This window comes from Promicromonospora sp. MEB111, assembly GCF_030209445.1.
In the GTDB taxonomy this organism is placed as follows: domain Bacteria; phylum Actinomycetota; class Actinomycetes; order Actinomycetales; family Cellulomonadaceae; genus Promicromonospora.
Genome location: NZ_JARVSD010000021.1, coordinates 58,349 through 83,717 on the forward strand (window position 1 = coordinate 58,349; position 25,369 = coordinate 83,717).

Consider the following 25,369-nt stretch of genomic DNA (forward strand, 5'->3'; position numbering starts at 1 on the left):
TGATCGAAAATGATCGTAGTGGAACTCTTTCCCGAATGCCAGGGGCTTGCCAACGGCCAGTCGGGTGGGCTTCAATGGGCCATCGTTCGATCGTAGGTGATCGGAATTGTTCGTCTGAACGGTCAGGCGAACGCGGACTCGATGGAGAGGAGCGCGGTGGTGCGGCGACCTGAGGCCCTGCTCGTCATGGACGATCGGGCACTGCGTATGCAGTTCGGCCCGGACGAGGACTCCCGGCTGCGCGCGATCGCGAGGCTCGGCGAGCCCGCCCGTGTGACCGCGTACGACACCCCCGAGGCCAAGGCCCGGCTGGCCGACGTCGAGGTGCTCCTCACCTCCTGGGGCGCTCCGCGCATCACCGCCGACGTGCTCGACCTCGCGCCGAACCTGCGCGCCGTGCTGCACTGCGCGGGCTCGGTCCGGTCGCTCGTGTCCGACGCCGTCTGGGACCGCGGGCTGCTCGTGACCAACGCCGTGGCCGAGAACGCGCTGCCGGTCGCGGAGTTCACGGTCGCCGCGATCCTGATGGCCGGCAAGAAGGCGCCCTTCCTCGCGAACATCGCGCGCAAGCGCCGCGACGACTGGTCCTACCTGGGCGAGCACGGCGAGCTGTCCAACCGCGGCCGGGTCGTCGGCATCGTCGGCTTCTCCCGGACCGGGCGCCAGGTGGTCGCGCGGCTGACCGTGCCGGGCTCCGGCCCCGAGACCCGCGAGATCCTCGTGGCGGACCCGCTCGCGGACCCGGCCGCGGTGGCCGACGCCGGCGCGCGGCTGGTGCCCCTCGACGAGCTGCTGGCGGCCTCCGACATCGTCTCGCTGCACGCCCCCGACCTGCCCTCGACGCGCAACCTGATCGGCGCGCGCGAGCTCGCGCTGCTGCCCGACGGCGCCACGCTGATCAACACCGCCCGCGGCGCCGTCGTCGACACCGCGGCGCTGGAGCGCGCGTGCGAGACCGGACGCATCTACGCGATGCTCGACGTCACCGAGCCCGAGCCGCTGCCCGCGTCGTCGGTGCTGTACGACCTGCCGAACGTCATGATCACGCCGCACATCGCGGGGTCGCTTGGCACGGAGGCGCGCCGCATGACCGCGGCCGCGCTCGACGAGCTGGAGCGGTACGCGCGGGGCGAGGCGTCCCGCAGCGCCGTGACGCGCGAGGACATGGAGTTCGTCGCATGACCCACCACAACTCGTCCGTCCCGGCCGGCGCGGGCGCGTCCGGTCCCGAGGCCCGCGCCTGGCTCGCGGCCTACGCCGACCGGCTCCTGGCCGCCGTCGAGCCGTACGCGTCGCCGAGCGGCTCGCTCATCACGCTGCCCGGCACGCCGGGCGGGTACGGCACCGCCGTCGACGGGCTGGAGGGCTTCGCCCGCACGTTCCTGCTCGCGGGCTTCCGGCTCGCGGGGGAGGACGGCGCGGACCCGACCGGCCTCGCCGAGCGGTACGCGGCCGGTCTGGCCGCGGGCACCGACCCCGCGCACCCCGAGCGCTGGACCCGGCCCGACGAGCACGGCCAGGCCAAGGTCGAGGCGGCGTCGCTCGCCCTGATCCTCGACCTGACACGGCCCTGGATCTGGGACCGCATGGCGCCGTCGGCCCAGGAGCACGTGGTCGACTACCTCGGGACCGTCGTGGGCGACGAGGACTACCCGGACAACAACTGGGTCTGGTTCCGGATCGTCGTGGAGACCTTCCTGCGCTCGGTCGGCGGCCCGTTCTCCGCGGACGACGTGGCCCGCGACCTCGCCGCGCACGACCGGTTCCGCCGGCCCGGCGGCTGGTTCGCCGACGGCCCGGAGCGGAGCTTCGACCACTACGCCGGCTGGGCCCTGCACCTGTACCCCGCGCTGTGGGCGCGGATGTCCGGCGCGGCGGAGGTCGCGGCGGCGGCGGGGGACGACCTGGCCGTCCGCTCGGCGTCCGACCGCGAGCACCTGGCCCGCTACCTGGACGACGCCCTGGCGCTCGTGGGCGCCGACGGCTCCCCGCTGCTGCAGGGCCGCAGCCTCACCTACCGTTTCGCGGCCGCCGCGCCGTTCTGGGCCGGCGCCGTGTCGGGCGTGGGCCGGCCCGGCCAGCTCCGGGAGGCGGCGACGCGCATCGTGCGGCACTTCGCCGACCACGACGTGCCGGGCGACGACGGCCTGCTGACCCTCGGCTGGCACCACCCGTGGCGCCCCCTCGCGCAGCGGTACAGCGGCACCGGTTCGCCGTACTGGGCGAGCAAGGGCCTCCTGGGCCTGGCGCTGCCCTCCGCGCACGAGGTGTGGACGGCGGCTCCCGAGCCGCTCCCGGTCGACGTCGGCGACGTGCTCACCGTGGCGGCCGCTCCCGGCTGGGCGATCAGCGCCACGCGCGACGACGGCATCGTCCGCGTGATCAACCACGGCACCGACCACGCCCTGCCCGGGGCCGACGGGGGCGACTCGCCCCTGTACGCGCGGCTCGGCTACTCGACCGCGACGTCCCCGCTGCTGGACGCGGACGCCTGGCGCTCCCCGCTGGACCAGTCGGTGGCGCTCCTGGACGCGGCGGACGAGGCGACCCACCGCACGGGCTTCGAACCGGTCCCGGTCGAGACGACGGGACCGGCCGTGGCGCTGGCCTCCGTGGCCTCCGCGCACTGGGTCGAGGCCGATCCGGCCGCGCCCGACCACGGGTCCGGGCGGCCCGGGGTGGCGACGCCGGCCGGTCGGGTCACCACCGTCTCGATCGTCCGCGGCGCCTGGGAGGTCCGGCTGGTCCGGGTCGCGGACGACGTCGACGCCCGGGCGGCGGCCCTCCGGATCGGGGGCTGGGCCGCCGGGCCCGGCCTCGACTCGACGCTCGTACCGCTGCTGGGCGACATCGCGCCGGTCAGCGGCACGGCCGCGGCCGCGGACGCGACGCCGCTCGCCGGCCCGACGACCACCCCCTGGCTGCGGTACGCCCCGGTGCCGGAGGGCTGGACCGGCGTCGCCGTCCACCTCGGGCGGGCCTCCGCCGACGACCAGGGTGCACCGACGGCCCCGGCCGCCGCACCGCAGCTCGACCTCACCGCCGGACAGGCCCTCGTGACCTGGCCGGACGGGGAACGGACCACGGCAGCTCTGCCCTGAACCACACGCACCCGGTGGTTCGTCACCGGGGCGTCGCAGTACGACTCACTCGAAGGAGAGTAGGAATGAACCGCAAGATCATGAGCGCGTTCGGCATCGCCGCCGCCGCGTCGCTGGCCCTGACGGGGTGCGGCGGACAGGACGAGCCCGCGGCCGCCGACGGCCCGGTCACCATCAGCCTGGCCGGCTGGGACTTCGCGTCCACGCCGGAGTTCCAGACGCTCGCGGACGCCTATCACGAGGCGAACCCGGACGTCACCGTGGAGCTCAAGGAGTACCCGGCCGGCGACGACTACGACACGGCACTGACGGCCGACCTGTCCGCGGGCGCCGCGCCCGACATCTTCATCGTGAAGAACCTGAAGAACTACATCACGTTCCAGGAGGGCGGCACGCTCCTCGACATCTCCGACGTGGCGGGCGAGCTCGACCCGGCGACGGGCGGCCTGGAGCCGATGGCCGTCGACGGCAAGACCTATGCGGTGCCCTACCGCCAGGACTCGTGGCTGCTCTACTACAACAAGGAGCTGTTCGAGAAGGCCGGCGTGGACCTGCCCGACGGCTCCTGGACCTGGGACGACTACGCCGAGGCCGCCGAGCAGCTGACCAAGGGCATCGGCGAGAAGGAGGTCACGGGCACCTACCTGCACAGCTGGCAGTCCACCGTGCAGGGCTTCGCGCTCGCGCAGACCGAGGGCGCCTCGCTCGACGGCGGCGACTTCTCGTACCTGGCGCCGTACTACGAGCGGCAGCTCGCGCTGCAGGACAACGGCTCGCAGCCGTCGTTCGCGACGGTCACCACGAACGAGCTGGCCTACCAGTCGCAGTTCGGCACCCAGAAGGCAGCGATGCTCCCGATGGGTTCCTGGTACATCGGCACGCTGGTCGCCGAGCAGGCGTCGGGGGCGGCGGACACGTTCGAGTGGGGCATCGCGCCGATCCCGCAGCTCGACGAGTCGACGACCGGCACGGAGAACACCCCGGCCACGTTCGGTGACCCGACCACGATGGGCATCAGCTCGAACATCGACGAGTCCAAGATCGAGACGGCCAAGGACTTCCTGCGGTTCGCCGCCGGCCCCGAGGGCGCCGCCGCGCTCGCCGAGATCGGCATCACGCCGGCCCTGATCGACGACGCCGTGGCCGACGCGATCTTCGCGCTCGACGGCGTGCCGCAGGACGACCTGTCCCGCTTCACCTACACCACGCACGACACGCTGCCGGAGAACCCGGTGGGCCAGAAGACCGCGGCCATCCAGACCATCCTCGGCGAGATGCACTCGGCGATCATGTCGGAGTCCACCCCGGTGGACGAGGCGATCACCGAGGCCGAGGAGCGCGTCGCCAACGAGGTCGGCTGATGGCGACACCCGTCGCCGACGACCGGCGGACGCTCGGGCTCGTGCAGCCCGGGCGCCCGCCCGTCCGGGCACCCCGCACGTCGCTCAAGGTCCGCAACGCGCTGGTCGGCTGGACGTTCATCCTGCCGAACTTCGCCGGCTTCGCGGTGCTCACCCTCGTCCCCGTGGTCACGCTGTTCTACATCTCCCTGACGAGCTGGAACATCTTCGGTGCCGCGCAATGGGTGGGCCTCGACAACTTCACGCGCCTGGTGGGGGACAAGAGCTTCCACACCGCGCTGGGCAACACCTTCTACTACGCCGCGCTGCACATCCCGATCACCATCGTCGTGTCGCTGAGCCTGGCGCTGCTGCTGAACCAGAAGCTGCGCGGCGCCGCCTTCTTCCGCACGGTGGCCTTCTTCCCGTACATCACGTCGATCGTCGCGGTCGCCGTGGTGTGGAACATGCTGTTCAGCCCCGAGTACGGGCCGATCAACCAGTTCCTGAGCCTGTTCGTCGACGGCGAGATGCCCGGCTGGACGGTCTCCAAGGACTGGGCGATGCCCGCGGTGATCATCGTGGGCACGTGGAAGGACATGGGCTACTACATGCTCCTGTTCCTGGCCGGCCTGCAGACCGTGCCCGGTGAGCTGCACGAGGCGGCGCGGATCGACGGCGCCAACGCGTGGCAGCGGTTCTGGAACGTCACGCTGCCGTGCCTGCGGCCCACGATGTTCTTCGTGACGGTCATGGTCACGATCCAGAGCTTCAAGGTCTTCGACCTGATCCTCGTCATGACCGACGGCGGTCCGGGCCAGGCCACGCTGGTGCTCAGCCAGTACATCTACCAGAAGGGCTTCCAGCAGTTCGAGTTCGGCTACGCCTCGGCCGTCGCCGTCGTCCTGTTCTTCATCTGCATCCTCGTGACCGTGGTGCAGTTCCTGTACAACAAGCGGAAGGAGGCGTGATGGCCGCCCGTCCGTCCGCGCTCCGGAGGTCCGGCCGGGTGCTGCTCTACGCGGTGATGATCCTTGCCGCGGCGGGCATCATGCTCCCGTTCGCCTGGATGGTGATCTCGTCCCTGAAGCAGAACAACCAGGTGTTCACCGCGCCGGTGGAGTGGATCCCCGATCCCGTGCAGTGGCGCAACTACCTCGACATCTGGGTCAAGGCCGACATGGTCACGTGGGTGCGCAACACCCTCGTCCTGTCCGTCGCCGTGACGCTGCTGCAGGTGCTGACCGGCAGCTTCGCCGCCTACGGCTTCGCCAAGATGCGCTTCCCCGGCCGCGACGCGCTGTTCCTGCTGTACATCGGGACCATCGCGGTGCCCTGGCAGTCGTACATGATCCCGCAGTTCCAGATGCTCTCGAGCTGGGGCCTGAACAACACCCTGTGGGCGATCATGCTGCTGCAGGCGTTCGGCGCCTTCGGCGTGTTCCTCATGAAGCAGTACTACGAGTCGATCCCCGACTCGCTGTCGGAGGCGGCGCGCATCGACGGGCTCTCCGAGTACGGGATCTGGTGGCGCATCATCATGCCGCTGTCTGTGCCGGCCCTGGCGTCGCTGACGATCATCACCTTCGTCTCGACGTGGAACGACTATCTCGGGCCGCTCATCTACCTGCGCGACCGCGAGCTGTGGACCATCCAGATCGGCCTCCAGTCGTTCATCGGCGAGTACAACGCCGAGCACGCGCTGATCATGACGGGCTCCGTGCTGTCGGTCCTGCCGATCGCGCTGATCTTCCTGCTCGGCCAGCGGTACTTCGTGCAGGGCATCGCGACGACGGGCGTGAAGGGGTGAGTGCCGCGGGGATCGCGGGTCCGGCGGGCGCTGCCGGGGCGGCGGCCGGGACGGCCGGTACCGGCGCGCCGCGCCGTCGGCGGACCCTGCTCGGGCCCGAGACCTACGAGCTGGTGTTCGGCACCGTCTACACGGGCCTGATGACCAACCTGCTCCTGGCGGTCGCGTGCCTGCCCCTGCTGGTGCTGGTCGCGGCGACCGACCTCGCCGCGACCTGGCCGTTCGCCGCCCTGGCGGCGCCGCTGCTGGGCCCGGCCCTGGTCGCGGCCTTCGCGGTGTTCGGCGCCTTCAGCGCCGACGGGTCGACGGCGGTGGTCCGCACCTTCGCCCGGGCCTGGCGCCGGCACCTGCGCCGCGGCCTGGCGATCGGGTCGCTCGCGACCGGCGCCGTCGTGGTGGCCGCCGTCGACGTGGCCTTCTTCTGGGGCCGGACGGCGGGGGCGGCCGCCATCCCCGTGCTGGTCACGCTGGCCGCCGTCGCCGTGCTGACCGCGATCCTCGCGCTGGCCGCCGTGCCCGAGATGCCGGGCGCGCGCCTGCGCGACGTGCTGCTCGCGGCCCTCGTGCTCGGGGTGCGGCGCTGGTACCTCTCGGCCGGGGCACTGGTCGTCCTGGGCCTGCTGGTGGGCGTCGTGGCGACCCGCCCGGCCGTGGGCCTGGGCTTCGCCGCGGCCCCGCTCCTCTTCGCGACCTGGGGCGTCTGCCGCTTCGTCCTGCGTGCCGCGGCGCTGTCGGCGTCGACGCCGCCCCGCTGACCGGCTCCACCCGGGGCGATCGACCACAGCGGTTGCTGCCAGCCGAACCCTCGGTCTGGCAGCAACCGCTGTGGTCAACGCCGTCAGCGGGTCAGAGGTGCGGGGCCACGTGCTGCTCGTAGCGGGCCAGGACCGTCTCCGCCGTCTTCGCCGTGGGCTCGGCCCAGATCTGCTCGTTGAAGATCTCGGTCTCGACGTCGCCCACGTACCCCGCGTCGCGCACCCAACCGGTGATCGTCGCGAAGTCGACGTACCCGTCGCCCACGTGCCCGCGCGAGTTCAGCGGCTCGGCCGCGAGCGGCAGGGCCCAGTCGCACACCTGGTACGACGCGATGCGGTCCTCCCGCCCGGCCCGCGCGATCGACGTGCGCAGTGCCGGGTCCCACCACACGTGATAGGTGTCCACGACCACGCCCACCTCGGACGCCGCGAACGGCGCCGCCAGGTCCAGGGCCTGCGCGAGCGTGGAGATCACGGCCCGGTCGGCGGCGAAGATCGGGTGCAGCGGCTCCAGCACGATCCGCACGCCGTGCTCGGCGGCGAACGGCACCAGGTCGGCGATCCGGTCGGCCACCCGGCCGCGCGTGGCCACCAGGTCGCGGTCCACGTCCGACGTCGGGGCACCGCCCGGCGTCGAGCCCACCAGCCCGCCGACCACGAAGACCAGCTCCGCGGTGCCGATCGTCGCGGCCTCCTCGATCGCCCGCCTGTTGTCGTCGAGCGCGGCGCGGATGCCGGCGTCGTCCGCCGCGGTGAGGAAACCGCCGCGGCACAGGGACGACGCGCGGAGACCGGCGTCGGCGATGATGCGCGCCGCCTGCGGCGCGCCGACGGCCTGGACCACGTCGCGCCACGGGCCGACGGCGCCGAAGCCGGCGTCCGCCGCCGCCTCGCACGCCTCGGCCAGCGAGGCGTGCTTGACGGTGGCGGTGTTCAGGGAGGCCCTGCTCATGCGGTCACCCCGTTCGTGGTCAGGAAGGCGCGCAGGCGTGCGGCGGCCATGGGCGGGTCGAGCAGCATGCCGCAGCCGTCGGCCAGGCGGGCCAGCTCGACCAGGTGCCGCAGCGACCGGCCGGAGTGCAGGCCGCCCACCAGGGAGAACCCGGGCTGGAAGCCGTTGAGCCAGGACAGGAACGCGATCCCGGTCTTGTAGTAGTACGTGGGCGCGGCGAAGATGTGCCGCCCCAGCGCCTCGGTCGAGGCCAGGATCTTGTGCCCGCGGTCGGCGTCCCCGGCGTCGAACGCCTGGAGCGCCGTGGAGGCGGCCGGGTAGATCGCCGCGAAGATGCCGAGCAGCGCGTCCGAGTGCCCCTGCTCGTCGCCCGCGATGAGCTCGGGGTAGTTGAAGTCGTCGCCGGTGTACAGGCGGGGCCGCACGCCGTCGTCCGACGCCGGGAGGGCAGCCAGCGCACGGCGCAGACCGACCTCGTGGGCGGCGTCGAGCAGCGAGACCTTGACGCCGTCGATCCGGGGCTGGTGCGCGCGGATCAGGTCGAGGAACGTCTTCGTGGCGTCGTCCACCGAGTCGGAGCCCCAGTAGCCCGCCAGCGCCGGGTCGAACATGGTGCCCAGCCAGTGCAGCACCACGGGCCGGTCGGCCTCGGCGAGCACGGCGTCGTAGACGCGGGCGTAGTCCTCGGGTCCGCGGGCGACCTGGGCCAGCGCGCGGGAGGCCATGACGATCACCTGCGCCCCGGCGTCCTGCACCACGCCCACCTGCTCGCGGTAGGCCTCGGTGACGACGGCGAGGCCAGCCTCACCCGGTTCGAGCGCCGCGACGACGGCGGGGTCGAGCTGGTCCGTGCCCGCGCCGCACGCGACGCGCGCGCCCACGGAGGCGGCCTCCGCCGCCGAGCGGCGGATGAGCTCCTGGGTCGCCGCCCAGTCGAGGCCCATGCCGCGCTGGGCGGTGTCCATGGCGTCGGCTACCCCGAGCCCGTGCTCCCAGATGCGGTGCCGGTAGGCGAGCGTCGCGTCCCAGTCGACGACGGCGGGTGCGCCCGGCACGTTCTCCGCCCCGACCCGCGGCACCACGTGGGCGGCCGCGAAGGCGATGCGGGACGTGATCGGGCCCGACGGCGTCGTCCACGGGCCGGGGGCGTTCAGCTCGACGGCGTCGGAACCGGTCACCCGGCCCTCGGCGTCGAACAGGGGGAGGACGACGGCGGCCCCGCTCACAGGGTGATCTCCGGGATGTCGATGCGGCGGCCCTCCGCCGACGACCTCAGGCCCAGCTCCGCGAGCTGCACGCCGCGCGCCGCCGACAGCAGGTCGTAGCGGTGCGGGCGCCCGGCCACGACGTCGCGCAGGAACTCCTCCCACTGCAGCTTGAAGCCGTTGTCGAGGTCGGCGTTGGCGGGGACGTCGAGCCACTGGTCGCGGAACGGCTCGGTGACCGGCAGGTCCGGGTTCCACACGGGCTTCGGGGTGTGCGCGCGGTGCTGGGCGCGGCACTCGCGCAGACCTGCGACGGCGGAGCCGTGCGTGCCGTCCACCTGGAACTCGACCAGCTCGTCGCGGAACACCCGCACGGCCCAGGACGAGTTGATCTGCGCCACGACGTCGTCGCCGCCCGGCGTGGTGACGTCGAAGATGCCGTACGCGGCGTCGTCGGCGGTCGCGGCGTACTCGCGGCCCTGCTCGTCCCAGCGGGTCGGGATGTGCGTGGCGGTCTTCGCGGTCACCGTCCTGACCTGCCCGAGGATGCCCTCCAGCACGTAGTTCCAGTGGCAGAACATGTCGGTGGTGATGCCGCCGCCGTCCTCGGTGCGGTAGTTCCACGACGGGCGCTGGGCGGGCTGCGAGTCGCCCTCGAACACCCAGTAGCCGAACTCGCCGCGCAGCGACAGGATGCGGCCGAAGAAGCCCTCGTCCACCAGGCGGCGCAGCTTCACCAGGCCCGGCAGGTACAGCTTGTCGTGCACCACGCCGACGGTCACGCCCGTGGTGGCCTGCAGCCGGGCGAGCTCGATGGCCTCGGCGAGCGTCTCCGCCGTCGGCTTCTCGGTGAAGACGTGCTTGCCCTGCTTCATCGCCTTGGACAGCGTCGCGGGGCGCAGGTTGGTCATGGCGGCGTCGAACACGATGTCGGCGTCCGCGATGGCGGCGTCGACGTCGGTGGACCAGTGCTCGACGTCGTGCAGGGCCGCGAGCTCCTTGAGCTTGTCCGCGTTGCGGCCCACCAGCACGGGCTCGACCTGGACGCGCGAACCGTCGGGGAGCGTGACGCCGCCCTGGTCGCGGATCGGCAGGATCGAGCGCACGAGGTGCTGGCGGTAGCCCATGCGGCCGGTGACGCCGTTCATGGCGATGCGAAGTGTGGTCACGGGCGAGACTCCATCGTCGTGGGAATGCGCTTTCCAGGCGAGAATAGCGCACGTTTCCGGGGGAGTACATGGGCCGTCCGTGGTGAGCGGTGGTGCGGGAGCGTGCGGCGGGGGAACGCGGCGGGGGAGCGCGGCGGGGTGGCGGTGTGGTGCGTGGGGGGCACGCGGCGGCCGCCGGCGTCGGCAGTTTGCCGTGCGGACTCGGCAGTCCGCCTGCCGGGTCGGCAGTTTGCCGTGCGGACTCGGCAGTTGGCATCGAGATCGGCACAGGCCTGTGCCGATCTCGATGCCAACTGCCGACCTCTTGCCCTGGTGTGGGTGAACTGCCGAGCTCAGGCGTCCGGCGTCGGTGCTCCAGCGGGCCTGCGCGGCGTCGAGTCGCGCAGGACCACCTCGCCGCGGACCGCGGTGCGCGTTCCCTCCGACCTGCCGAGCGCCAGGTCGGTCGCCAGCTCGCCGACCTCCGCGAGCGGGATCCGCACCGTCGTCAGCCCCGGGGAGACGTCGCGCAGGGTGTGGATGTCGTCGAACCCGGCCACGGCGACGTCCTCTGGGACACTCAGGCCCGCATCGCGGACGGCGGCCATCGCGCCGACCGCCATGACGTCGTTGACGGCGAAGACGAGCTCGGGCAGCCCGCCGGCGCGCTCGATCAGGCCGCGCATCGCGGAGTACCCGCCGTCGCGCGTGAACGGGCAGGCCAGGACGTCGTCGGGCGCGACGGGGCTGCCCAGCTCGGCCAGCGCGCCGGTGAAGCCGCTCGTCCGGTCCGCCGCCGTGCGGTGACCCGCGGGGCCCGCGAGCACGGCGAACCGGCGGTAGCCGTGGTCGTGCAGGGCGCGGGCGAGGTCGGCCGCGCCGTCCGCGTTCGCGATCTCGACCACGGGCAGCCCGCCGATCGGCTGGCCGATCAGCGCGACACCGCCGCCCGCCTCCTGGAACGCGTTCAGCGCGGCCTCCAGCGCGCCCGGGGCGGGTCCGGCACCGCCGGACGCCGGCGCATCGCTGCTCGGCTCCGGCACACGGCCGTCGGACGCCGGTACGCCGCTGCCGCCCGGCACCGTCGCGCTACCGTCCACCGTCGCGCCGCCGTCCGCCACCGCGCCGCCCTCCGCCGTCGGACCCTCCGCCGGCTCCAGCCGGCCGCCCGCCAGGATGATCGCGCGCGACCGCTGGCGCCGCGCGAGCTCGACGAAGGCGAGCTCGCGCTCGGAGCTGTGCTCCGTGGACGCGAGCGTGACGATCAGTCCGGCCTGTTCCGCCGCGCGCGCCACACCGGCGGCGATCGTGGAGAAGTACGGGTCGGCGATGTCGTGCACCACGAGCCCGAGCGCCGTGGTGCGGCCGCGGGCCATGGCCTGTGCGCTGGGGTCGGGCGAGTAGGCGAGGCGGCGCGCGGCCTCCAGGACGCGCTCGCGCAGGTCCTCGCGGACGCTGCGCGTGGCGCTGCCGTTGATCGCGCGCGACGCCGTGGCGAGCGAGACGCCGGCCTCGCGGGCGACCTGGCTCAGGGTGACGGGGGCGTCGGACATGAGGTCATCCTGCCGTGTCCGGCGCTCTCGTGGTCGCCGAGCGGACGGAGTGGGCGCGGCGAGAGTCCGTTGATCGGTAGGACGAACCGCCGTCGTGCGCGACACCCGGGCCGCGCCTAGCGTGGGGACGGACGACGGAGGGCTGCCATGACCCCACATCAGGACGTCCCGTTCGACCCGACGCTCACGGACCTGTACCAGGACCTGCACCGACATCCCGAGCTCGGCTTCCAGGAGCATCGCACCGCGCGGATCGTCGCGGACCGGCTCACCGCCTCCGGGTTCGAGGTGACGACGGGCGTCGGCAAGACCGGCGTGGTCGGCGTCCTGCGGAACGGGTCCGGCCCGACGGCGCTGCTCCGCGCCGACATGGACGCCCTGCCGGTCCAGGAGGAGACCGGCCTGGTCTACGCCAGCACCGCGACCGCGACGGACGAGGCCGGGAAGACGGTCCCGGTGGACCACGCCTGCGGGCACGACCTGCACACCACGTGCCTCCTGGGCGCCGCCGACGTGCTGGCGCACGCCCGCGAGAGCTGGGCCGGCACCCTGCTCGTGGTGTTCCAGCCCGCGGAGGAGCTGGGCCAGGGCGCCCAGGCGCTGGTCGACGACGGCCTCTACGACCGCTTCCCGACCCCCGACGTCGTGCTCGGCCAGCACGTGGCGCCGCTGCCCGCGGGCAAGATCGCGGGGCATCCCGGCGCGTCGTACGCGGGCTCCGACTCGCTCGGGGTCCGGCTCGCCGGGCGCGGCGCGCACGGCTCGATGCCCCAGGCGTCGGTCGACCCGATCGTGATGGCGGCGGAGACCGTGCTGCGCCTGCAGACGGTCGTGTCCCGCGAGATCCCGAGCACGGCCACCGCCGTGCTCACCGTGGGCTCGATCCACGCCGGCGACGCCGCCAACGTCATCCCCGGCGAGGCCGAGCTGCAGCTCAACATCCGTAGCTACGACGAGGCGGTGCGGCAGCGGATCCTCGACGCCGTCGAGCGCATCGTTCGGGGTGAGGCGATCACCGCCGGTGCGACCGAGGAGCCCGCGATCACCCCGATCGAGCGGTTCCCCGTGGTCGTCAACGACGACGCCGCGCTCGCCCGGACGTTCGCCGCCTTCGCCTCGTGGCTCGGCCCCGAGAACCTGCTCGATCCCGGCGCGGGGGCGGGGAGCGAGGACGTGGGCATCCTGGCGACGAGCGCGGGCGCGCCCCTCTCGTACTGGCTGCTCGGCGGCACCGACCCGGGCCTGTTCACGACCGGCGACATGAGCGACCCGGCGCTCCTGACCGTGCCGTCCAACCACTCGCCGCACTATGCGCCGGTGCCGCACCCGACCCTGGAGACCGGCGTGACGGCCCTGGTCACGGCCGCCCGCACCTGGCTGCCGGCCGCGGCGTAGTGCGTGTGGTCGGCGGGACGTCAGGTGATCGGCACCCCGGGGTACCGATCACCTGACGTTCTGCCGATCACCCGGGCGGCGCCCGGACCTGGGCGACGCCCGGACCTGGGCGGCGCCCGGACCTGGGCGGCGCCCGGACCTGGGCGGCGCCCGGACCCGGCTAGACCCGCGCCATGCGTAAGCCCGCGTCGCGGTGGGTGCGCTCGATGATGCTCGAGTACCCGGCGATCATCCGGACGTGGCTGAACCGAGGCCGCACGGCTGTGCGCGCCGACTCCAGCTCCTCCCGGCGGGCGGCCGCCTCGATCCAGGTCGAGGCGATCTCGTCGGGGTCGAACGACGTCACGAACCCGATCCGCTCGACGATCGACGGCGCGTCGCCCACCGGCGTCGTGACCGGCACGGCGCCGCACATCGAGCCCTCGATGAGGCACAGCGGCGCGGCCTCGCCGAACGTCGACGTGAGCGCCACGACGTCGGCCGTCGCGTAGACCAGCTCCATGTCGTGCCGCACGCCCAGCAGGTCCAGGCGCTCGAGCAGGTCCGGGCGGTCGCCGAAGATCCGCTCCAGGTCGGCCGCCAGGTCGGGGTTGGCCGAGCTCATGCCGGCGCCGCACATCAGCACCCGCCCGTGGGGCTCCATCGCGAGGAACAGCCGGGCCGACCGGAGGAACAGCTCGGGGTTCTTCATCTCGTCGTACCGCGCGGCGTAGACCACCACGGTCGCGTCGGCCGGGATCCCGGCCGCGCCCCGCAGGGCGAGCCGGCGCGCGCCCTGGACCGGGCGGAACCGGGCGAGGTTGATGCCGTTGGGCACCACGCGCAGCAGCTCGGCGGGCACGCCCGCCTCCCGGTACGCGTCGCGCGTGGACTCCGCGCAGCAGACGACGGCGGCCAGCCGGCCGCGCTCCGCCGCGGTCAGCAGGTCGCCGAGGGCATCTCCCTGGTGCTCCGGGTCGGACCGGTGCAGGCAGGCGATGACGGGGCGCTGCGGGAACGCGTCCTGGTTCACGAGCCGGAGCGGCTGCTCCTTGAGCGACAGGATGACGTGCGAGCCCTCGGCCTGGTGGGCCGCGGCCCGGAGCTCGGCCTCGCTGAACACCCGCGGGTCGTGGTTCGCGTCGGTGCTCCGGCCCAGGGAGCCGATCCGGACGCCCGCGGCGCGCAGCGCGCGGTAGCGGGGGTCGTCCTCCATCCGCTGGAGGGTGGCCTCGCGCCGGACCTCGTGGTGCAGGCTCAGCACGGAATGCTGCTGACGACCGCCCTGATGCAGACCGGCGACCACCGTCGAGTGCAGGACACGAGCCCCGCCGCTGAAGAAGCCCTCGTAGAGCGAGAGCACACGCAAGCCGTTGCGCTGGATCACAGACACCACCTCCTGCGCCCAGGGTGAGCCTCACGGATGTGCATTACATGGCAATTCGGTTACACGAGGATTACGTATCCGAGGACTTCTGCACAAGGAGGTTTCGGATGTCCTTCTCGGCCTGAGCGGGTGATGTTTCGCGGCAGCCCAGCGCCACCCACCGCTCGATCATGGCCGGCTCCGCCCGGAACAGCGAGGTGCCGCGGCGCACCAGGGTGCCGAGCGGCTTGCGCGCCTCCGCGACGTCGCGCAGGAACCGGAACCAGAAGGTGACCAGGCGCGGCCGCGACAGGCAGATCGCGTCCGCGAGCAGCCCCTCCGCGCGGCACTCCTCGACGAGCTGCGCCGCGAAGATCCCCTCGGCGAGGATCAGCGGCGAGTCGCCGATGTCGAGGCGGCGCATGCCCGTGCGGCGCGACGTCGGGATGTCGTAGACCGGGACCTCGGCGCGGCCCTCCGTGGCCAGCTCCTGCAGCGCGGCCAGGGCGCCCTTGCCGTCCCAGCTCGCCGGGCTGTCCCAGTCCACGCTGCCGTACCGCTGCGGCAGGCCGGGGTGGTCGATGTCGAGGTAGAAGTCGTCGAGCTGGACCACCGGCAGGCCGAGCCGCTGGGTGAGCGAGGTCTTGCCCGAACCGGACGGACCGGTCAGCAGCACCACCCGCGCGCGGGGGCGCCGGGCACCCGGGGGCAGTTCGAAGAGGGTGGGCTCGGGCACGGGGTCGGTCACGAGAGGCCATTCTCCCGTATCGGGTGCCCTGCCGCTGCGGCGCGCGGGGCGTGCCAGGCGTGACGCTCCTCCCTTTCGAGGCCCGACTTTCTTCGCTTTGAGGCGGTCGAAAGCGAAGAAAGTCGGGCCTCGAAGAGGAGGAGGGCCGCCCCTGCTGGGCCCGGCCCGGTCAGCCCCGCTGGTAGCGGCCCGGCGTCGTGCGCAGCAGACGGCGGAAGTGGCGGGTCAGGTGTGCCTGGTCGTGGAACCCCGTCGCGGCCGCGACGGACGCCGCCGGTTCGCCGGCCAGCAGTCGCCGTCGGGCCAGGTCCAGACGGCGTCCTACCAGGTACCGGTGGGGCGGCAGGCCCAGCTCCCGGGTGAACGCGCGCACCAGGTGCGGCACGGTGACGTCCAGCGCGGCGGCCACCTCGGCGAGCCGGACGGGCCGGGTGGGGTCGGCGTCGAGCAGGTCGCGGGCGCGCCGGGCGGTGGAGGCGGCGGGCGGCTCGCGCGGCGGCGGCGGACGGCCGGAGAGGTGCCAGGCCAGACCCTCGGTGACCAGCGCGAGCAGGCTCTCGGCCGCGACGTCCTCGCGGACGGTCAGCGCCCTGTCGAGGCCGGCGAACCGTGTGCGGAGCCTGTCGTCCGGGACCAGCGGGGCGTCGACCGCCCGGCCGACCAAGGCGCCGTCGAGCACCGTCGGCTCCAGGTAGACCACGCGCTTGCTGAAGCCCGCCGCGGTCACGGACCGCCCGTCGTGCACCACGCCGGGCGGCAGCACGGTCACCCCCGTGCGCCGCGCGGCGTGCTCGTGACCGTCCAGCTCGTAGCCGATGAGGCCGCTCTCGACGATCAGCACGGTCCAGGTGTCGTGGGTGTGCGCCGGGTAGGCGTGCTCGTGCCAGGCGGCGTGCAGCACCTCGGCGACGCCCGGGACCTCGGGCCGCCAGGCGCGCACCACGTCCGGGGCCGGACGGGCGGAGCGATCGAGCGGGGGCACATCAAGAACGTACAAGATCGGGGCCCCGGCCCGCCCGCACGCTGAGGGCCATGACCTTCGAACAGCCCAAGATCGTGATCGTCCTGCGGGACGACCTGCTCGCCTGGCAGGAGAACAACGTCACCGCCTTCCTGTCGAGCGCGGTGACCGCCGCCTACCCGGAGCTGGTCGGCGAGACCTACCGGGACGCCGACGGCCAGGAGTACCTCGCGATGCTCGGCACCCCGGTCATGGTCATGGTGGCCGACGGCGCCCGGCTGGCCACCTTCCGGGAGCGCGCCGCGACCCGGGGGCTGCGCATCGGCGTCTACACGGCCGACCTGTTCGCCACGGGGAACGACGTCGACAACCGCGTCGCCGTCGCGGGTGTCGCCACCGAGAAGCTCGACCTGGTCGGGATCGCGGTGGCCGGCGAGCGGCGCGTCGTGGACAAGGTGGTCAAGGGCGCGCGGCTGCACCCCTGAGCGGCCAAGGCCCGCACGCCGCCCGGTGCCGCCCGACGCCGTCAGGACACGAGCGCCACGTGCAGCGTGCGGGGCCCGTGCACGCCCTCGACCCGGTCGAGCTCGATGTCGCTCGTCGCGCTCGGCCCGCTGATCCAGGTCTGGGGCCGGCCGGGATCGGCGTCGAGCAGCCGCACGGCCTCCGGCACGGTCTGCACCACCTGGTCGGTCCGCACCACGCACACGTGCACGTCGGGGACCAGGGAGACCGCGCGCCGGCCCTGGTCGGGCTCGCCGTCCAGCACGATGGTGCCGGTCTCGGCCACGGCTACGCGTGCGGCCGTCACCACGGCGTCGATCCCGTCGAGCTCGGTCGCGGAGAGCGGCGCCTCCCGCGAGTCGGTCCGCACCTCGACGTCGGCCAACGCCCCGAGCCACGCGCCCTCGACCCCGGCCGGCACGACGACGGAGCTCGCGGGCACCTCGGCCAGCAGCCTCGCGAGCAGGGCCGGCAGGTCCGCCGCCGTGACCCGGTGCACGCGGGCCTTGTAGTCCTCCAGCCGGTCGACCAGCAGGTCCAGCACCTCCGCCGCCCCGGGGGCGTGGTCACCCAGGGACCGGTACTCCCGCGGGACCGCCGTCGAGACAGTCCCGGGCTCCGGCGTGGAGCTGCCCAGCGCCGTGCGGATGCGGGACAGGATCTCGGTCCTGGCGTCGCTCATCGGTCGTCCTCTCGCTCGGCCCACCAGTCGCGGAACGTCTGCCGCGGCGGCTCCATCAGGTCCCGCGACCGGGTCCAGAGCGAGCCGGGGAACGGCAGCCGCCGGATCACGCCGTGCCGGGAGATGGCCCGCAGTGCCCGTGGCAGCCGGGCGGCCCGGCGGAAGCGCGCGCCGTCGGCCATCGCGTACGACGCCGCCTTCATGGCCGCCTTCCAGACGCGGTCCGCGGCGTCCGGCGAGGAGCCGGCGAGCTCGACCTCGCGTGCCCGGAGCTCCACCAGGATCGACGGGATGTCGATCTTGACCGGGCAGACCTGGTAGCACGCGCCGCACAGCGTGGAGGCGTACGGCAGGTCCGACTTCTCGCCCGTGAGCTGCGGGGTGAGGATCGCGCCGATCGGGCCGGGGTAGACCGAGCCGTAGGCGTGCCCGCCCACCCGCTCGTACACGGGGCAGACGTTGAGGCACGCCGAGCAGCGGATGCAGTGCAGGGCCGAGCGCCCGGCCTCGTCGGCGAGCACCTTGGTGCGGCCGTTGTCGAGCAGCACCAGGTGGAACTCCTGGGGGCCGTCGCCCGGCGTCACGCCCGTCCACAGGGAGGTGTACGGGTTCATCCGCTCGCCCGTCGAGGAGCGCGGCAGGAGCTGGAGGAACACCTCCAGGTCGCGATAGGTCGGCACCAGCTTCTCGATGCCCATGACGGTGATCAGCGTCTCGGGCAGCGTGAGGCACATGCGCCCGTTGCCCTCGGACTCCACCACGGCGAGCGTGCCGCTGTCCGCGACGGCGAAGTTGGCGCCGCTGATCGCGACCTTCGCTGAGAGGAACTTGCGCCGCAGGTGCGCCCGGGCCGCCATCGCGAGCTCGTGCGGCACGTCCGTCAGGTCCGGCGGGGCGTCGGCCATGCGCTCCAGGAAGATGTCGCGGATCTCGGTGCGGTTGCGGTGGATCGCGGGCACCAGGATGTGTGACGGCATGTCGTCGGCGAGCTGCACGATCAGCTCCGCCAGGTCGGTCTCGACCGCCGCGATGCCCTCCTCGGCCAGCGCCTCGTTCAGCCCGATCTCCTGGGTGGCCATGGACTTGACCTTGACCACCTCGTCGGCCTGCTTCTCCCGGACGATCCCGGCGACGATCCGGTTGGCCTCGGCGGCGTCCCGCGCCCAGTGCACGACGCCGCCGCGCGCGGTCACGTTGCGCTCCAAGGCCTCCAGGAGCTCGGGCAGGCGCGCCATGACGTCGGTCTTGATCGCCGAGCCGGCGTCGCGCAGGGCCTCCCAGTCCGGCACCTCCCCGACCACGCGCGCCCGCTTGGACCGGATGGTGGAGGTGGCGTTGCCCAGGTTGCGGCGCAGCTGCTCGTTCGCCAGCGCGGCCTTCGCGGCGTGCGGGAACGTCGCCCCCCAGTGCAACGGGTCCTCCGGGCGGCCCACGCCCCCGAGCGTGCCGGGCGCGGCGTCCGGGCTGGGACCGCGGCCGGCGCGCGTGGCGGGCATGCCGAGGAAGGTGCTCATCGGGCCACCTCCTGGCGGTCGCCGGGGTGCACCGGTGCCTCGCGGGTCGAGGCGAGGATCTCGGCGAGGTGCATGGGCCGCACGCCCGTGCCGCCACGCGAGAGCCCGCCGCCGATGTGCATCAGGCACGACCAGTCGCCGGCGGTGAGCACCTCGGCGCCCGTGCCGACCACGTCCGCCACCTTGTCGTCGAGCATCGCCGCCGACGTGTCGGCGTTCTTCAACGAGAACGTGCCGCCGAACCCGCAGCAGCCCTCGGCCTGCTCCAGCGGCAGGAGCTCCAGACCCTCGACCGCCCGCAGCAGCCGTTCGGGCTTGTCACCGACGCCGAGCATCCGCAGCGAGTGGCACGTGGGGTGGTAGGTGACGCGGTGCGGGAACCAGGCGCCGACGTCGGTCACGCCGAGCACGTCGACCAGCAGCTCCGAGAGCTCGTAGGTGCGCGCGGAGACCGCCGTCGCGGTGCGCGCCTCGGAGCTCAGCCCCGCGCGTTCCAGGACCATCTTCTGCTGGTGCCGGATCGAGCCGGTGCACGAGCCGGAGGGCACCACGACGGCGTCCCACTCGCCGTCCGCCACCGGGGCGAAGGTCCGCACGTGGTTCCGCACCACCGGCACGGCCTCGGCGAGGTAGCCGGTGTTCACGTGCATCTGGCCGCAGCACGCCTGCGCGGCCGGGAACACGACCTCGTGGCCCAGCCGCTCCAGGAGCGTGACGACGGCCTTCGGGGCCTGCGGGAACATCGCGTCGGCGATACAGGTGGCGGCCAGGGCGATACGCATGGGCACTCTCCTTCGAGGTCTGTCCTCACCTTAGCCCACTGTGGACAGACCACTGAAGTAGCATGGCGACCGTGCGAACCCACGAGCGCGTCCTGGCCCAGATCGAGGCGGGTCTCACCGCGGGCAAGTGGTCCATCGGCGAGCGGCTCCCGGCGGAGCGGGCGCTCGCGGAGGAGCTGGGTGTGTCCCGCCCGTCCGTACGCGAGGCCATCCGGATCCTGGAGGCGATGGGCATCGTGCGCACCGCCGTCGGCTCCGGTCCCACCGCGGGTGCCACGGTGATCGACCGGCCCGCGGCCGGCCTGGGTGCGGCGGTGCGGCTGCACGTCGCCTCCGGCACCCTGCCCGTGTCCGACGTCGTCCGCACGCGCGTGCTGCTGGAGACCGGAGCGGTGCGCGACGCCGCCGAGGGGCGGTGGGACGACGACGCCCTGGAGCCCCTGCGCGGGCACCTCGCCGCGATGGCCGAACCCGGGCTCGGCGTGGCCGAGTTCCTGGAGCGCGACCAGGACCTGCACCTCGGGATCGCCCGGCTGGGCGGCAACCAGCTCGTCGAGGCGATCCTGAGCGGCATGCGGGCCGCCGTCGCCTCCTACGTGGCGGCCGGCGCCGAGGCGGTCGCGGACTGGCCGCGCACCGCGGCGCGCCTGTGCGCGGAGCACGAGGGCATCGTCGACGCCGTCGTGCGGCACGACGCCGCCGAGGCGGAACGCCTCATGCGCGAGCACATCGAGGGCTTCTACCGCGAGACGGGCCTGGGCCAGGCGTGACGTCGTGTCAGGCGCTCAGGTCACCCTGGTGACCTGAGCGCCTGACACGTCACCGGGCGTCCGGCGCAGCCGCGCCCGGCCGGGTCGCCTGGACCACCGTGCGGCACGGGTCGTGGTCCGGGCCGGTGCCCGTGGCGGCCTGCTCCAGCAGCTCGCGGAGCACCGCGCGCTGCGCCGGCTCGAGCCCGGAGAGCAGCTCCTCCTCCGCCGCGGCCACGCGCGCGTCCATCGCGGCGAGCACCTCCAGCCCGTGGTCCGTCGCGACGATGCGGCGCGCCCGACGGTCGGCCGGGTCCTGCTGCCGCTCGACCAGTCCGCAACCCTCGAAGGCGTCGAGCAGGTAGGTCATGACCGTGCGGTCGATCCCGAGCGAGGCGGCGAGCGCGGCCTGGCTCGGCAGATCGCCGTGCACCACGGCCGTGAGCAGCTGGTAGCCGCGCGTGCCCTGGGGCAGGTCGTCGGCGGCGGCGTCGACCCGGGCGCTCCACTCGCGCAGGAGCGCGGCGAGCGACCAGCCGAACAGGGAGTGCTGGCCCGTGCGGGTCTCGGTGGGCGCGGTGCTCATGCCCCCATCCTAGGGGAATGTGCAGCGAACCAGAAGAGTTGTGAGTAATATCGTCTGCTAGACAGACGATCTGCCGCGAGGCGCGGCAGGCGCAGAGCGACACGAGGGACACCGCACGCATGACCGACTACGGGCACGACCTGCTCTTCGGCACCTTCATCACCCCGGCCAACGCGGACCCGCAGGTTCCCGTCCGGCTCGCCCAGCTCTCCGAGCAGCTGGGCCTGGACCTGGTCACGTTCCAGGACCACCCGTACCAGCCGTCGTTCCTGGACACCTGGACGCTCCTGTCGTGGGTGGCCGCGCAGACCGAGCGCATCCACCTCTCCGGGAACGTGCTCAACCTGGGCATGCGCCCGCCCGCCCACCTCGCGCGCGCCGCCGCGAGCCTCGACCTGCTCAGCGGCGGGCGCTTCGAGATGGGCGTGGGCACGGGCGGCTTCTGGGATGCCATGGTCGCGATGGGCGCCACGCGTCTGACGCCCGGCGAGGGCGTCACCGCCCTCGAGGAGGGCATCGAGATCATGCGCGGCATCTGGGACGCCGGGAACCGCACGCCGCTGCGCGTGCCCGGGCAGTTCCACCACGTCGACGGCGCCAAGCGCGGCCCGGCCCCCGCGCACGACATCCCCGTCTGGCTCGGGGCCTACAAGAAGCGGATGCTCCGGCTCACCGGTGCCAAGGCCGACGGCTGGCTGCCCTCGCTGCCCTACTTCAAGGAGGGCGACCTGGCGCGCGGCAACGCGACCATCGACGAGGCGGCCGAGGAGGCCGGGCGCTCGCCGAGCGAGATCCGCCGCCTGCTGAACCTCGGTGGTTCCATTGCCGACCGGTCCACCGGCCCGCTGCAGGGCCCGGCCGACCAGTGGGTCGAGGAGCTCACCCTCATGGCGCTGGAGGACGGCGTCAGCGGGTTCATCGCCATGGGCGACGACCCCGACCAGATCCGCGCGTTCGCGCAGGAGGTGGCGCCCGCCGTCCGGGAGGCCGTGGCGGCGGAGCGGCGCTCCGCCGGGACGACGCCGGCGGCGGCCCGCCGGGGCGCGACGGCGCTGGCCGCGCGCCGCACCGGCATCGACTACGACTCGCTCCCGCCGGAGCTCGCAGCGCACGCCGTGGAGCCCGGCGACCGGGAGTACGGCGCGGTGCGGCACAACTACCTCCGGTCCGGTGCCCCGGGCCTGGTGCTGCGGCCGCAGGGCGTCGACGAGGTCGCGTCCGGGCTGGCGTGGGTGCAGAAGCAGGACGTCGAGTTCGCCGTCCGCTCCGCGGGGCACGGCATCTCCGGCCGCTCCACGAACGACGGCGGCGTGGTGCTCAGCCTGAGCCGGATGCGCTCGGTCGAGGTGGTCGACGAGGCCACGCGCCGGGTGCGGATCGGCGCCGGGGCCACCTGGGGCGAGGTCGCGGAGATCCTGGCCCCGCGCGGCTGGGCCATCACGTCGGGCGACTACGGCGGCGTGGGCGTCGGCGGGCTCGGCACGACCGGGGGCATCGGCTTCCTGGGCCGGCTCCAGGGTCTGACCATCGACCACGTGGTTGCCGCGGAGGTCGTCACGGCCGACGGGCGCGTGCTGCACGCCTCGCGCGACGAGCACCCGGACCTGTTCTGGGCGCTGCGCGGGGCCGGCGGCAACATGGGCGTGGTCACCTGGCTGGAGGTCGAGGCCGGCGCAGTCGGCGACGTGGTCTTCTCCCAGATGACGCTGGACGCCTCCGACACGGCCGGCCTGCTGGAGCGCTGGGGCGCGACCGTCGAGGCGGCGCCGCGCGGGCTCACGTCGTTCATGATCCTGGGCGGCGGACGGCGCGGGCAGACGCCGATGGCGCAGCTCCTGACCGTGTTCGCGGCCGAGGGCGCCGACGCCGACCCGGACGAGGCGATCGCCCAGCTCGAGCTCCTGGCCGACGCCGGCCCGCTGCTCGGGCACCAGGCCCAGCTCCTGCCGTACTCGGGCGTGGTGCGCAAGGAGGACGCCCACCACTCCGGCGGCGGCGACCCGTCGGCGCGGTCCGGCCTGCTGACGCACCTGGACCAGGGCACCAGCCGGGCGATCGAGCGCCTGCTGGGCACCGGTGAGTCGTACTTCACGTCGATCCGGGCCACGGGCGGGGCGGGGAACGACGTCGCCCCGGACGCGACCGCCTACGCGCACCGGCACCAGAACTTCGCGCTCTCGGCCCTGGGCTCGAACCAGGACCGGCTCAACCAGGCGTGGGACACCGAGATCGGGTCCGTGATGGACGGCTCGTACCTGTCGTTCGACACCGACAGCCGGCCCGAGCGGCTGCTGGAGGCGTTCCCGGAGCCGACGTACACGCGGCTGCGGGAGGTGAAGGCGGTCTACGATCCCTCGAACGTCTTCCGGACGAACTTCCCGATCCCGCCGGCCGACCCGGCCGAGGTCACCTCGGGGAGCGATGCCTGACATGTCCGCCTTGTGACGCTGGGTTGTGGATAACTTCACGTGCGTGTGGGTGAGAACCCGTAGGTTCGACGCGTCCGGGACGGCCGGACGCGTTCCACCGCTCACGACCACCGCAGGGGTACCCATGAACCTTGTCGCCGCCTCGCGCCTCGCGCGCGACCTGATGGACCAGCACGGGCTGAAGACCTGGACGTTCGAGTTCGACGACGCCGTCCGGCGCGCCGGGATGTGCAGCTACGGCAAACGGCGCATCAGCCTGTCCGCGCCGCTCACGCGCATCCACGACGAGCGGGAGGTGCGGGACACGATCCTGCACGAGGTGGCGCACGCGCTCGCGGGTCCCAAGGCGAAGCACGGCCCGGCGTGGCGCGAGGTGGCGGTGCGGATCGGGTGCTCGGGGCTGCGCTGCGTGGACCCGTCGGCGCCGTCGATCGACGGGCCGTGGGTGGGCACGTGCCCGGCCGGTCACCGGAGCACCCGGTTCCGGCGGCCGCCGGGCATCATGTCCTGCCGCTCGTGCGGTCCCCGGTTCGCCCTGGCCAACCTCATCGCGTGGACCTACAAGGGGCGCAACGCGGCCATGGGGGAGCGGTACGACTCCCAGCTGCGCGGGGCCTTCCGCGAGGTGGGCGAGGTGCCGGCCACCGGACCGGGCGCCGAGGAGCGCGTGGCGCGGGCGGCGCGGGAGCTCACTGCCGGGACCGTCATGGAGCCGTTCGACCTCGGCGCGCTACGTTGACCTCATGGCTACCGCTCTCACGCTCCCGTCCGGCGCCGCCGGCTCCCGCATCGTCGGCCTGGGGCACCACCAGCCACCGCAGACGCTGACGAACGACGACATCGCCCAGCGGGTCGAGACCAACGACGAGTGGATCCGGTCGCGCACCGGCATCGTCACGCGTCACGTGGCGGCCGACGACGTCACCGTCGCCGAGATGGCGACCGCCGCGGCGGAGCACGCGCTGGCCGACGCCGGCCTGACCGCCGACGCCGTGGACCTGGTGATCGTCGCGACGGCCACCAACGACGACCGGTCGCCGAACACGGCCGGCCGGGTGGCCTATGCGCTGCACACGGGCGTCCAGCCCGGCGCCTCCACGCCGGAGGGCGAGGAGGCGCCGGACCTGCGCAACGTGGTGGGCCCGGCGGCGCTGGACCTCAACGTGGCGTGCTCCGGGTTCGCGCACGGGGTCGGTGTGGCCGACCAGGCGATCCGTACGGGTTCCGCGCGCACGGCGCTGGTGATCGGCGCGGAGAAGCTCACCGCGTACACCGACTGGACCGACCGCTCGACGTGCATCCTCACGGCGGACGGCGCCGGGGCGGCGGTGCTGCAGGCGGCGGACGCGCCCGCCGTCGGGCCCGTGGTGTGGGGCACCGAGCCGGAGCTCACGCCGGCGGTGCGCATCGAGGCGCCGGAGGTGAAGTTCCAGCAGGACGGCCGCTCGGTGTTCAAGTGGGCCATCACGCGCGCCGCGGACCGGGCGCGGGACGTCGTGGCGGCGTCCGGGCTGAGCCTCGACGACGTCGAGGTGCTCGTGGCGCACCAGGCGAACCTGCGGATCATCGAGCCGCTGGCCAAGGCGCTCGGCATGGAGGGCAAGGTGGTCGTCACGGACATCACCGAGTCGGGCAACACGTCGGCGGCGTCGATCCCCCTGGGGCTGTCCAAGTGGTGGCACGCGGGCAAGATCCCCGCGGGCGCGCCCGCGCTGCTGTTCGGGTTCGGCGGCGGGTTCGCCTGGGCGGGCCAGGTGGTGATCACGCCGGAGCGGTGACCCCGGTCGCGGGCGCTCGCCTGCCGGAGCGG

At 73.6% G+C, this 25,369-nt stretch carries 23 protein-coding genes; 12 read left to right on the forward strand and 11 right to left on the reverse strand.

The genetic code is table 11. The annotated features are described in order from the left end of the window. Window positions 1-159: 159 nt before the first annotated feature. The 6 genes from QRN56_RS23820 to QRN56_RS23845 all read left to right on the forward strand — a co-directional run bounded on the left by QRN56_RS23820 (window position 160) and on the right by QRN56_RS23845 (window position 7,006). Window positions 160-1,182 carry a hydroxyacid dehydrogenase gene (locus tag QRN56_RS23820; protein ID WP_350224604.1) on the forward strand — a complete coding sequence of 341 codons (1,023 nt, stop codon included), beginning with the start codon at window positions 160-162 and terminating at the stop codon, window positions 1,180-1,182. After that, window positions 1,179-3,101, forward strand: coding sequence for a DUF2264 domain-containing protein (locus QRN56_RS23825; protein WP_285107481.1), 1,923 nt, complete (start codon window positions 1,179-1,181; stop codon window positions 3,099-3,101). Before QRN56_RS23820 ends, QRN56_RS23825 begins: the two co-directional genes overlap by 4 nt. 65 nt (window positions 3,102-3,166) lie before the next feature. Further along, on the forward strand, window positions 3,167-4,462 hold the full coding sequence (locus QRN56_RS23830) for an ABC transporter substrate-binding protein (protein ID WP_285107482.1): 1,296 nt from the start codon (window positions 3,167-3,169) through the stop codon (window positions 4,460-4,462). After that, the gene (locus QRN56_RS23835) at window positions 4,462-5,412 is read left to right on the forward strand and encodes a carbohydrate ABC transporter permease (protein ID WP_285107484.1); all 951 of its coding nucleotides are present in this window, start codon (window positions 4,462-4,464) and stop codon (window positions 5,410-5,412) included. Before QRN56_RS23830 ends, QRN56_RS23835 begins: the two co-directional genes overlap by 1 nt. Then, a complete protein-coding gene (locus tag QRN56_RS23840; RefSeq protein WP_285107486.1) occupies window positions 5,412-6,251 on the forward strand; it encodes a carbohydrate ABC transporter permease in 840 nt (279 codons plus the stop codon). The genes QRN56_RS23835 and QRN56_RS23840 overlap by 1 nt, the downstream gene beginning before the upstream one ends. Further along, entirely contained in the window at window positions 6,248-7,006 is a 759-nt protein-coding gene (locus QRN56_RS23845; protein ID WP_285107487.1) for a DUF624 domain-containing protein, read from the forward strand. The genes QRN56_RS23840 and QRN56_RS23845 overlap by 4 nt, the downstream gene beginning before the upstream one ends. Window positions 7,007-7,097: 91 nt before the next feature. Here QRN56_RS23845 and QRN56_RS23850 read toward each other — a convergent pair whose 3' ends face one another. The 4 genes from QRN56_RS23850 to QRN56_RS23865 all read right to left on the reverse strand — a co-directional run bounded on the left by QRN56_RS23850 (window position 7,098) and on the right by QRN56_RS23865 (window position 11,864). Continuing rightward, on the reverse strand, window positions 7,098-7,958 hold the full coding sequence (locus tag QRN56_RS23850) for a sugar phosphate isomerase/epimerase family protein (protein WP_285107489.1): 861 nt from the start codon (window positions 7,956-7,958) through the stop codon (window positions 7,098-7,100). Further along, window positions 7,955-9,184, reverse strand: a complete 1,230-nt coding sequence (locus QRN56_RS23855; protein WP_502928830.1) for a dihydrodipicolinate synthase family protein — start codon at window positions 9,182-9,184, stop codon at window positions 7,955-7,957. The genes QRN56_RS23850 and QRN56_RS23855 overlap by 4 nt, the downstream gene beginning before the upstream one ends. Then, window positions 9,181-10,311 (reverse strand): Gfo/Idh/MocA family protein, encoded by a 1,131-nt coding sequence (locus tag QRN56_RS23860; RefSeq protein ID WP_285107538.1) that lies wholly within the window; start codon window positions 10,309-10,311, stop codon window positions 9,181-9,183. The genes QRN56_RS23855 and QRN56_RS23860 overlap by 4 nt, the downstream gene beginning before the upstream one ends. Before the next feature lie 353 nt (window positions 10,312-10,664). After that, window positions 10,665-11,864, reverse strand: coding sequence for a LacI family DNA-binding transcriptional regulator (locus QRN56_RS23865; protein ID WP_285107491.1), 1,200 nt, complete (start codon window positions 11,862-11,864; stop codon window positions 10,665-10,667). Between the two features lie 147 nt (window positions 11,865-12,011). Here QRN56_RS23865 and QRN56_RS23870 point away from each other — a divergent pair, with 147 nt between their 5' ends. Further along, window positions 12,012-13,259, forward strand: coding sequence for an amidohydrolase (locus QRN56_RS23870; RefSeq protein WP_285107493.1), 1,248 nt, complete (start codon window positions 12,012-12,014; stop codon window positions 13,257-13,259). Window positions 13,260-13,419: 160 nt separating this feature from the next. Here the strand turns inward: QRN56_RS23870 and QRN56_RS23875 are convergent, their stop codons facing one another. The 3 genes from QRN56_RS23875 to QRN56_RS23885 form a co-directional block, all read right to left on the reverse strand. Beyond that, a complete protein-coding gene (locus tag QRN56_RS23875) occupies window positions 13,420-14,625 on the reverse strand; it encodes a glycosyltransferase (protein ID WP_285107495.1) in 1,206 nt (401 codons plus the stop codon). A 70-nt stretch (window positions 14,626-14,695) separates the two neighbouring features. Further along, the gene (locus QRN56_RS23880) at window positions 14,696-15,352 is read right to left on the reverse strand and encodes a uridine kinase family protein (protein WP_285107496.1); all 657 of its coding nucleotides are present in this window, start codon (window positions 15,350-15,352) and stop codon (window positions 14,696-14,698) included. A 169-nt stretch (window positions 15,353-15,521) separates the two neighbouring features. Next, the gene (locus tag QRN56_RS23885; RefSeq protein WP_285107498.1) at window positions 15,522-16,334 is read right to left on the reverse strand and encodes an AraC family transcriptional regulator; all 813 of its coding nucleotides are present in this window, start codon (window positions 16,332-16,334) and stop codon (window positions 15,522-15,524) included. A 50-nt stretch (window positions 16,335-16,384) separates the two neighbouring features. On the opposite strand from QRN56_RS23885, the gene QRN56_RS23890 reads away from it, so the two are divergent. Then, window positions 16,385-16,798 carry a DUF2000 domain-containing protein gene (locus tag QRN56_RS23890; protein ID WP_285107501.1) on the forward strand — a complete coding sequence of 138 codons (414 nt, stop codon included), beginning with the start codon at window positions 16,385-16,387 and terminating at the stop codon, window positions 16,796-16,798. A 41-nt stretch (window positions 16,799-16,839) separates the two neighbouring features. On the opposite strand, the gene QRN56_RS23895 is transcribed toward QRN56_RS23890, so the two are convergent. Genes QRN56_RS23895 through QRN56_RS23905 form a run of 3 tightly spaced genes read right to left on the reverse strand, consistent with a single transcriptional unit; the run spans window position 16,840 to window position 19,795 of the window. Continuing rightward, window positions 16,840-17,499: a LutC/YkgG family protein gene (locus QRN56_RS23895; protein WP_285107502.1), complete on the reverse strand. Its 660-nt coding sequence runs from the start codon at window positions 17,497-17,499 to the stop codon at window positions 16,840-16,842. Next, window positions 17,496-19,013 carry a LutB/LldF family L-lactate oxidation iron-sulfur protein gene (locus tag QRN56_RS23900; RefSeq protein ID WP_285107503.1) on the reverse strand — a complete coding sequence of 506 codons (1,518 nt, stop codon included), beginning with the start codon at window positions 19,011-19,013 and terminating at the stop codon, window positions 17,496-17,498. Before QRN56_RS23900 ends, QRN56_RS23895 begins: the two co-directional genes overlap by 4 nt. Further along, a complete protein-coding gene (locus QRN56_RS23905; RefSeq protein WP_285107504.1) occupies window positions 19,010-19,795 on the reverse strand; it encodes a (Fe-S)-binding protein in 786 nt (261 codons plus the stop codon). The genes QRN56_RS23900 and QRN56_RS23905 overlap by 4 nt, the downstream gene beginning before the upstream one ends. Before the next feature lie 71 nt (window positions 19,796-19,866). Here QRN56_RS23905 and QRN56_RS23910 point away from each other — a divergent pair, with 71 nt between their 5' ends. After that, window positions 19,867-20,565: a FadR/GntR family transcriptional regulator gene (locus QRN56_RS23910; protein WP_285107506.1), complete on the forward strand. Its 699-nt coding sequence runs from the start codon at window positions 19,867-19,869 to the stop codon at window positions 20,563-20,565. Window positions 20,566-20,614: 49 nt separating this feature from the next. Here QRN56_RS23910 and QRN56_RS23915 read toward each other — a convergent pair whose 3' ends face one another. Then, complete coding sequence (locus QRN56_RS23915) at window positions 20,615-21,130, reverse strand: MarR family winged helix-turn-helix transcriptional regulator (protein WP_285107507.1); 516 nt, start codon at window positions 21,128-21,130, stop codon at window positions 20,615-20,617. Between the two features lie 119 nt (window positions 21,131-21,249). Between QRN56_RS23915 and QRN56_RS23920 the strand changes: the two genes are divergently transcribed. The 3 genes from QRN56_RS23920 (at window position 21,250) to QRN56_RS23930 (ending at window position 25,337) form a co-directional block, all read left to right on the forward strand. Continuing rightward, window positions 21,250-23,559 carry an LLM class flavin-dependent oxidoreductase gene (locus QRN56_RS23920; RefSeq protein WP_285107509.1) on the forward strand — a complete coding sequence of 770 codons (2,310 nt, stop codon included), beginning with the start codon at window positions 21,250-21,252 and terminating at the stop codon, window positions 23,557-23,559. A 124-nt stretch (window positions 23,560-23,683) separates the two neighbouring features. Further along, window positions 23,684-24,298, forward strand: a complete 615-nt coding sequence (locus QRN56_RS23925; protein ID WP_285107511.1) for a SprT-like domain-containing protein — start codon at window positions 23,684-23,686, stop codon at window positions 24,296-24,298. Window positions 24,299-24,302: 4 nt separating this feature from the next. Further along, a complete protein-coding gene (locus tag QRN56_RS23930; RefSeq protein ID WP_285107513.1) occupies window positions 24,303-25,337 on the forward strand; it encodes a 3-oxoacyl-[acyl-carrier-protein] synthase III C-terminal domain-containing protein in 1,035 nt (344 codons plus the stop codon). The last annotated feature ends 32 nt before the right edge of the window (window positions 25,338-25,369 follow it).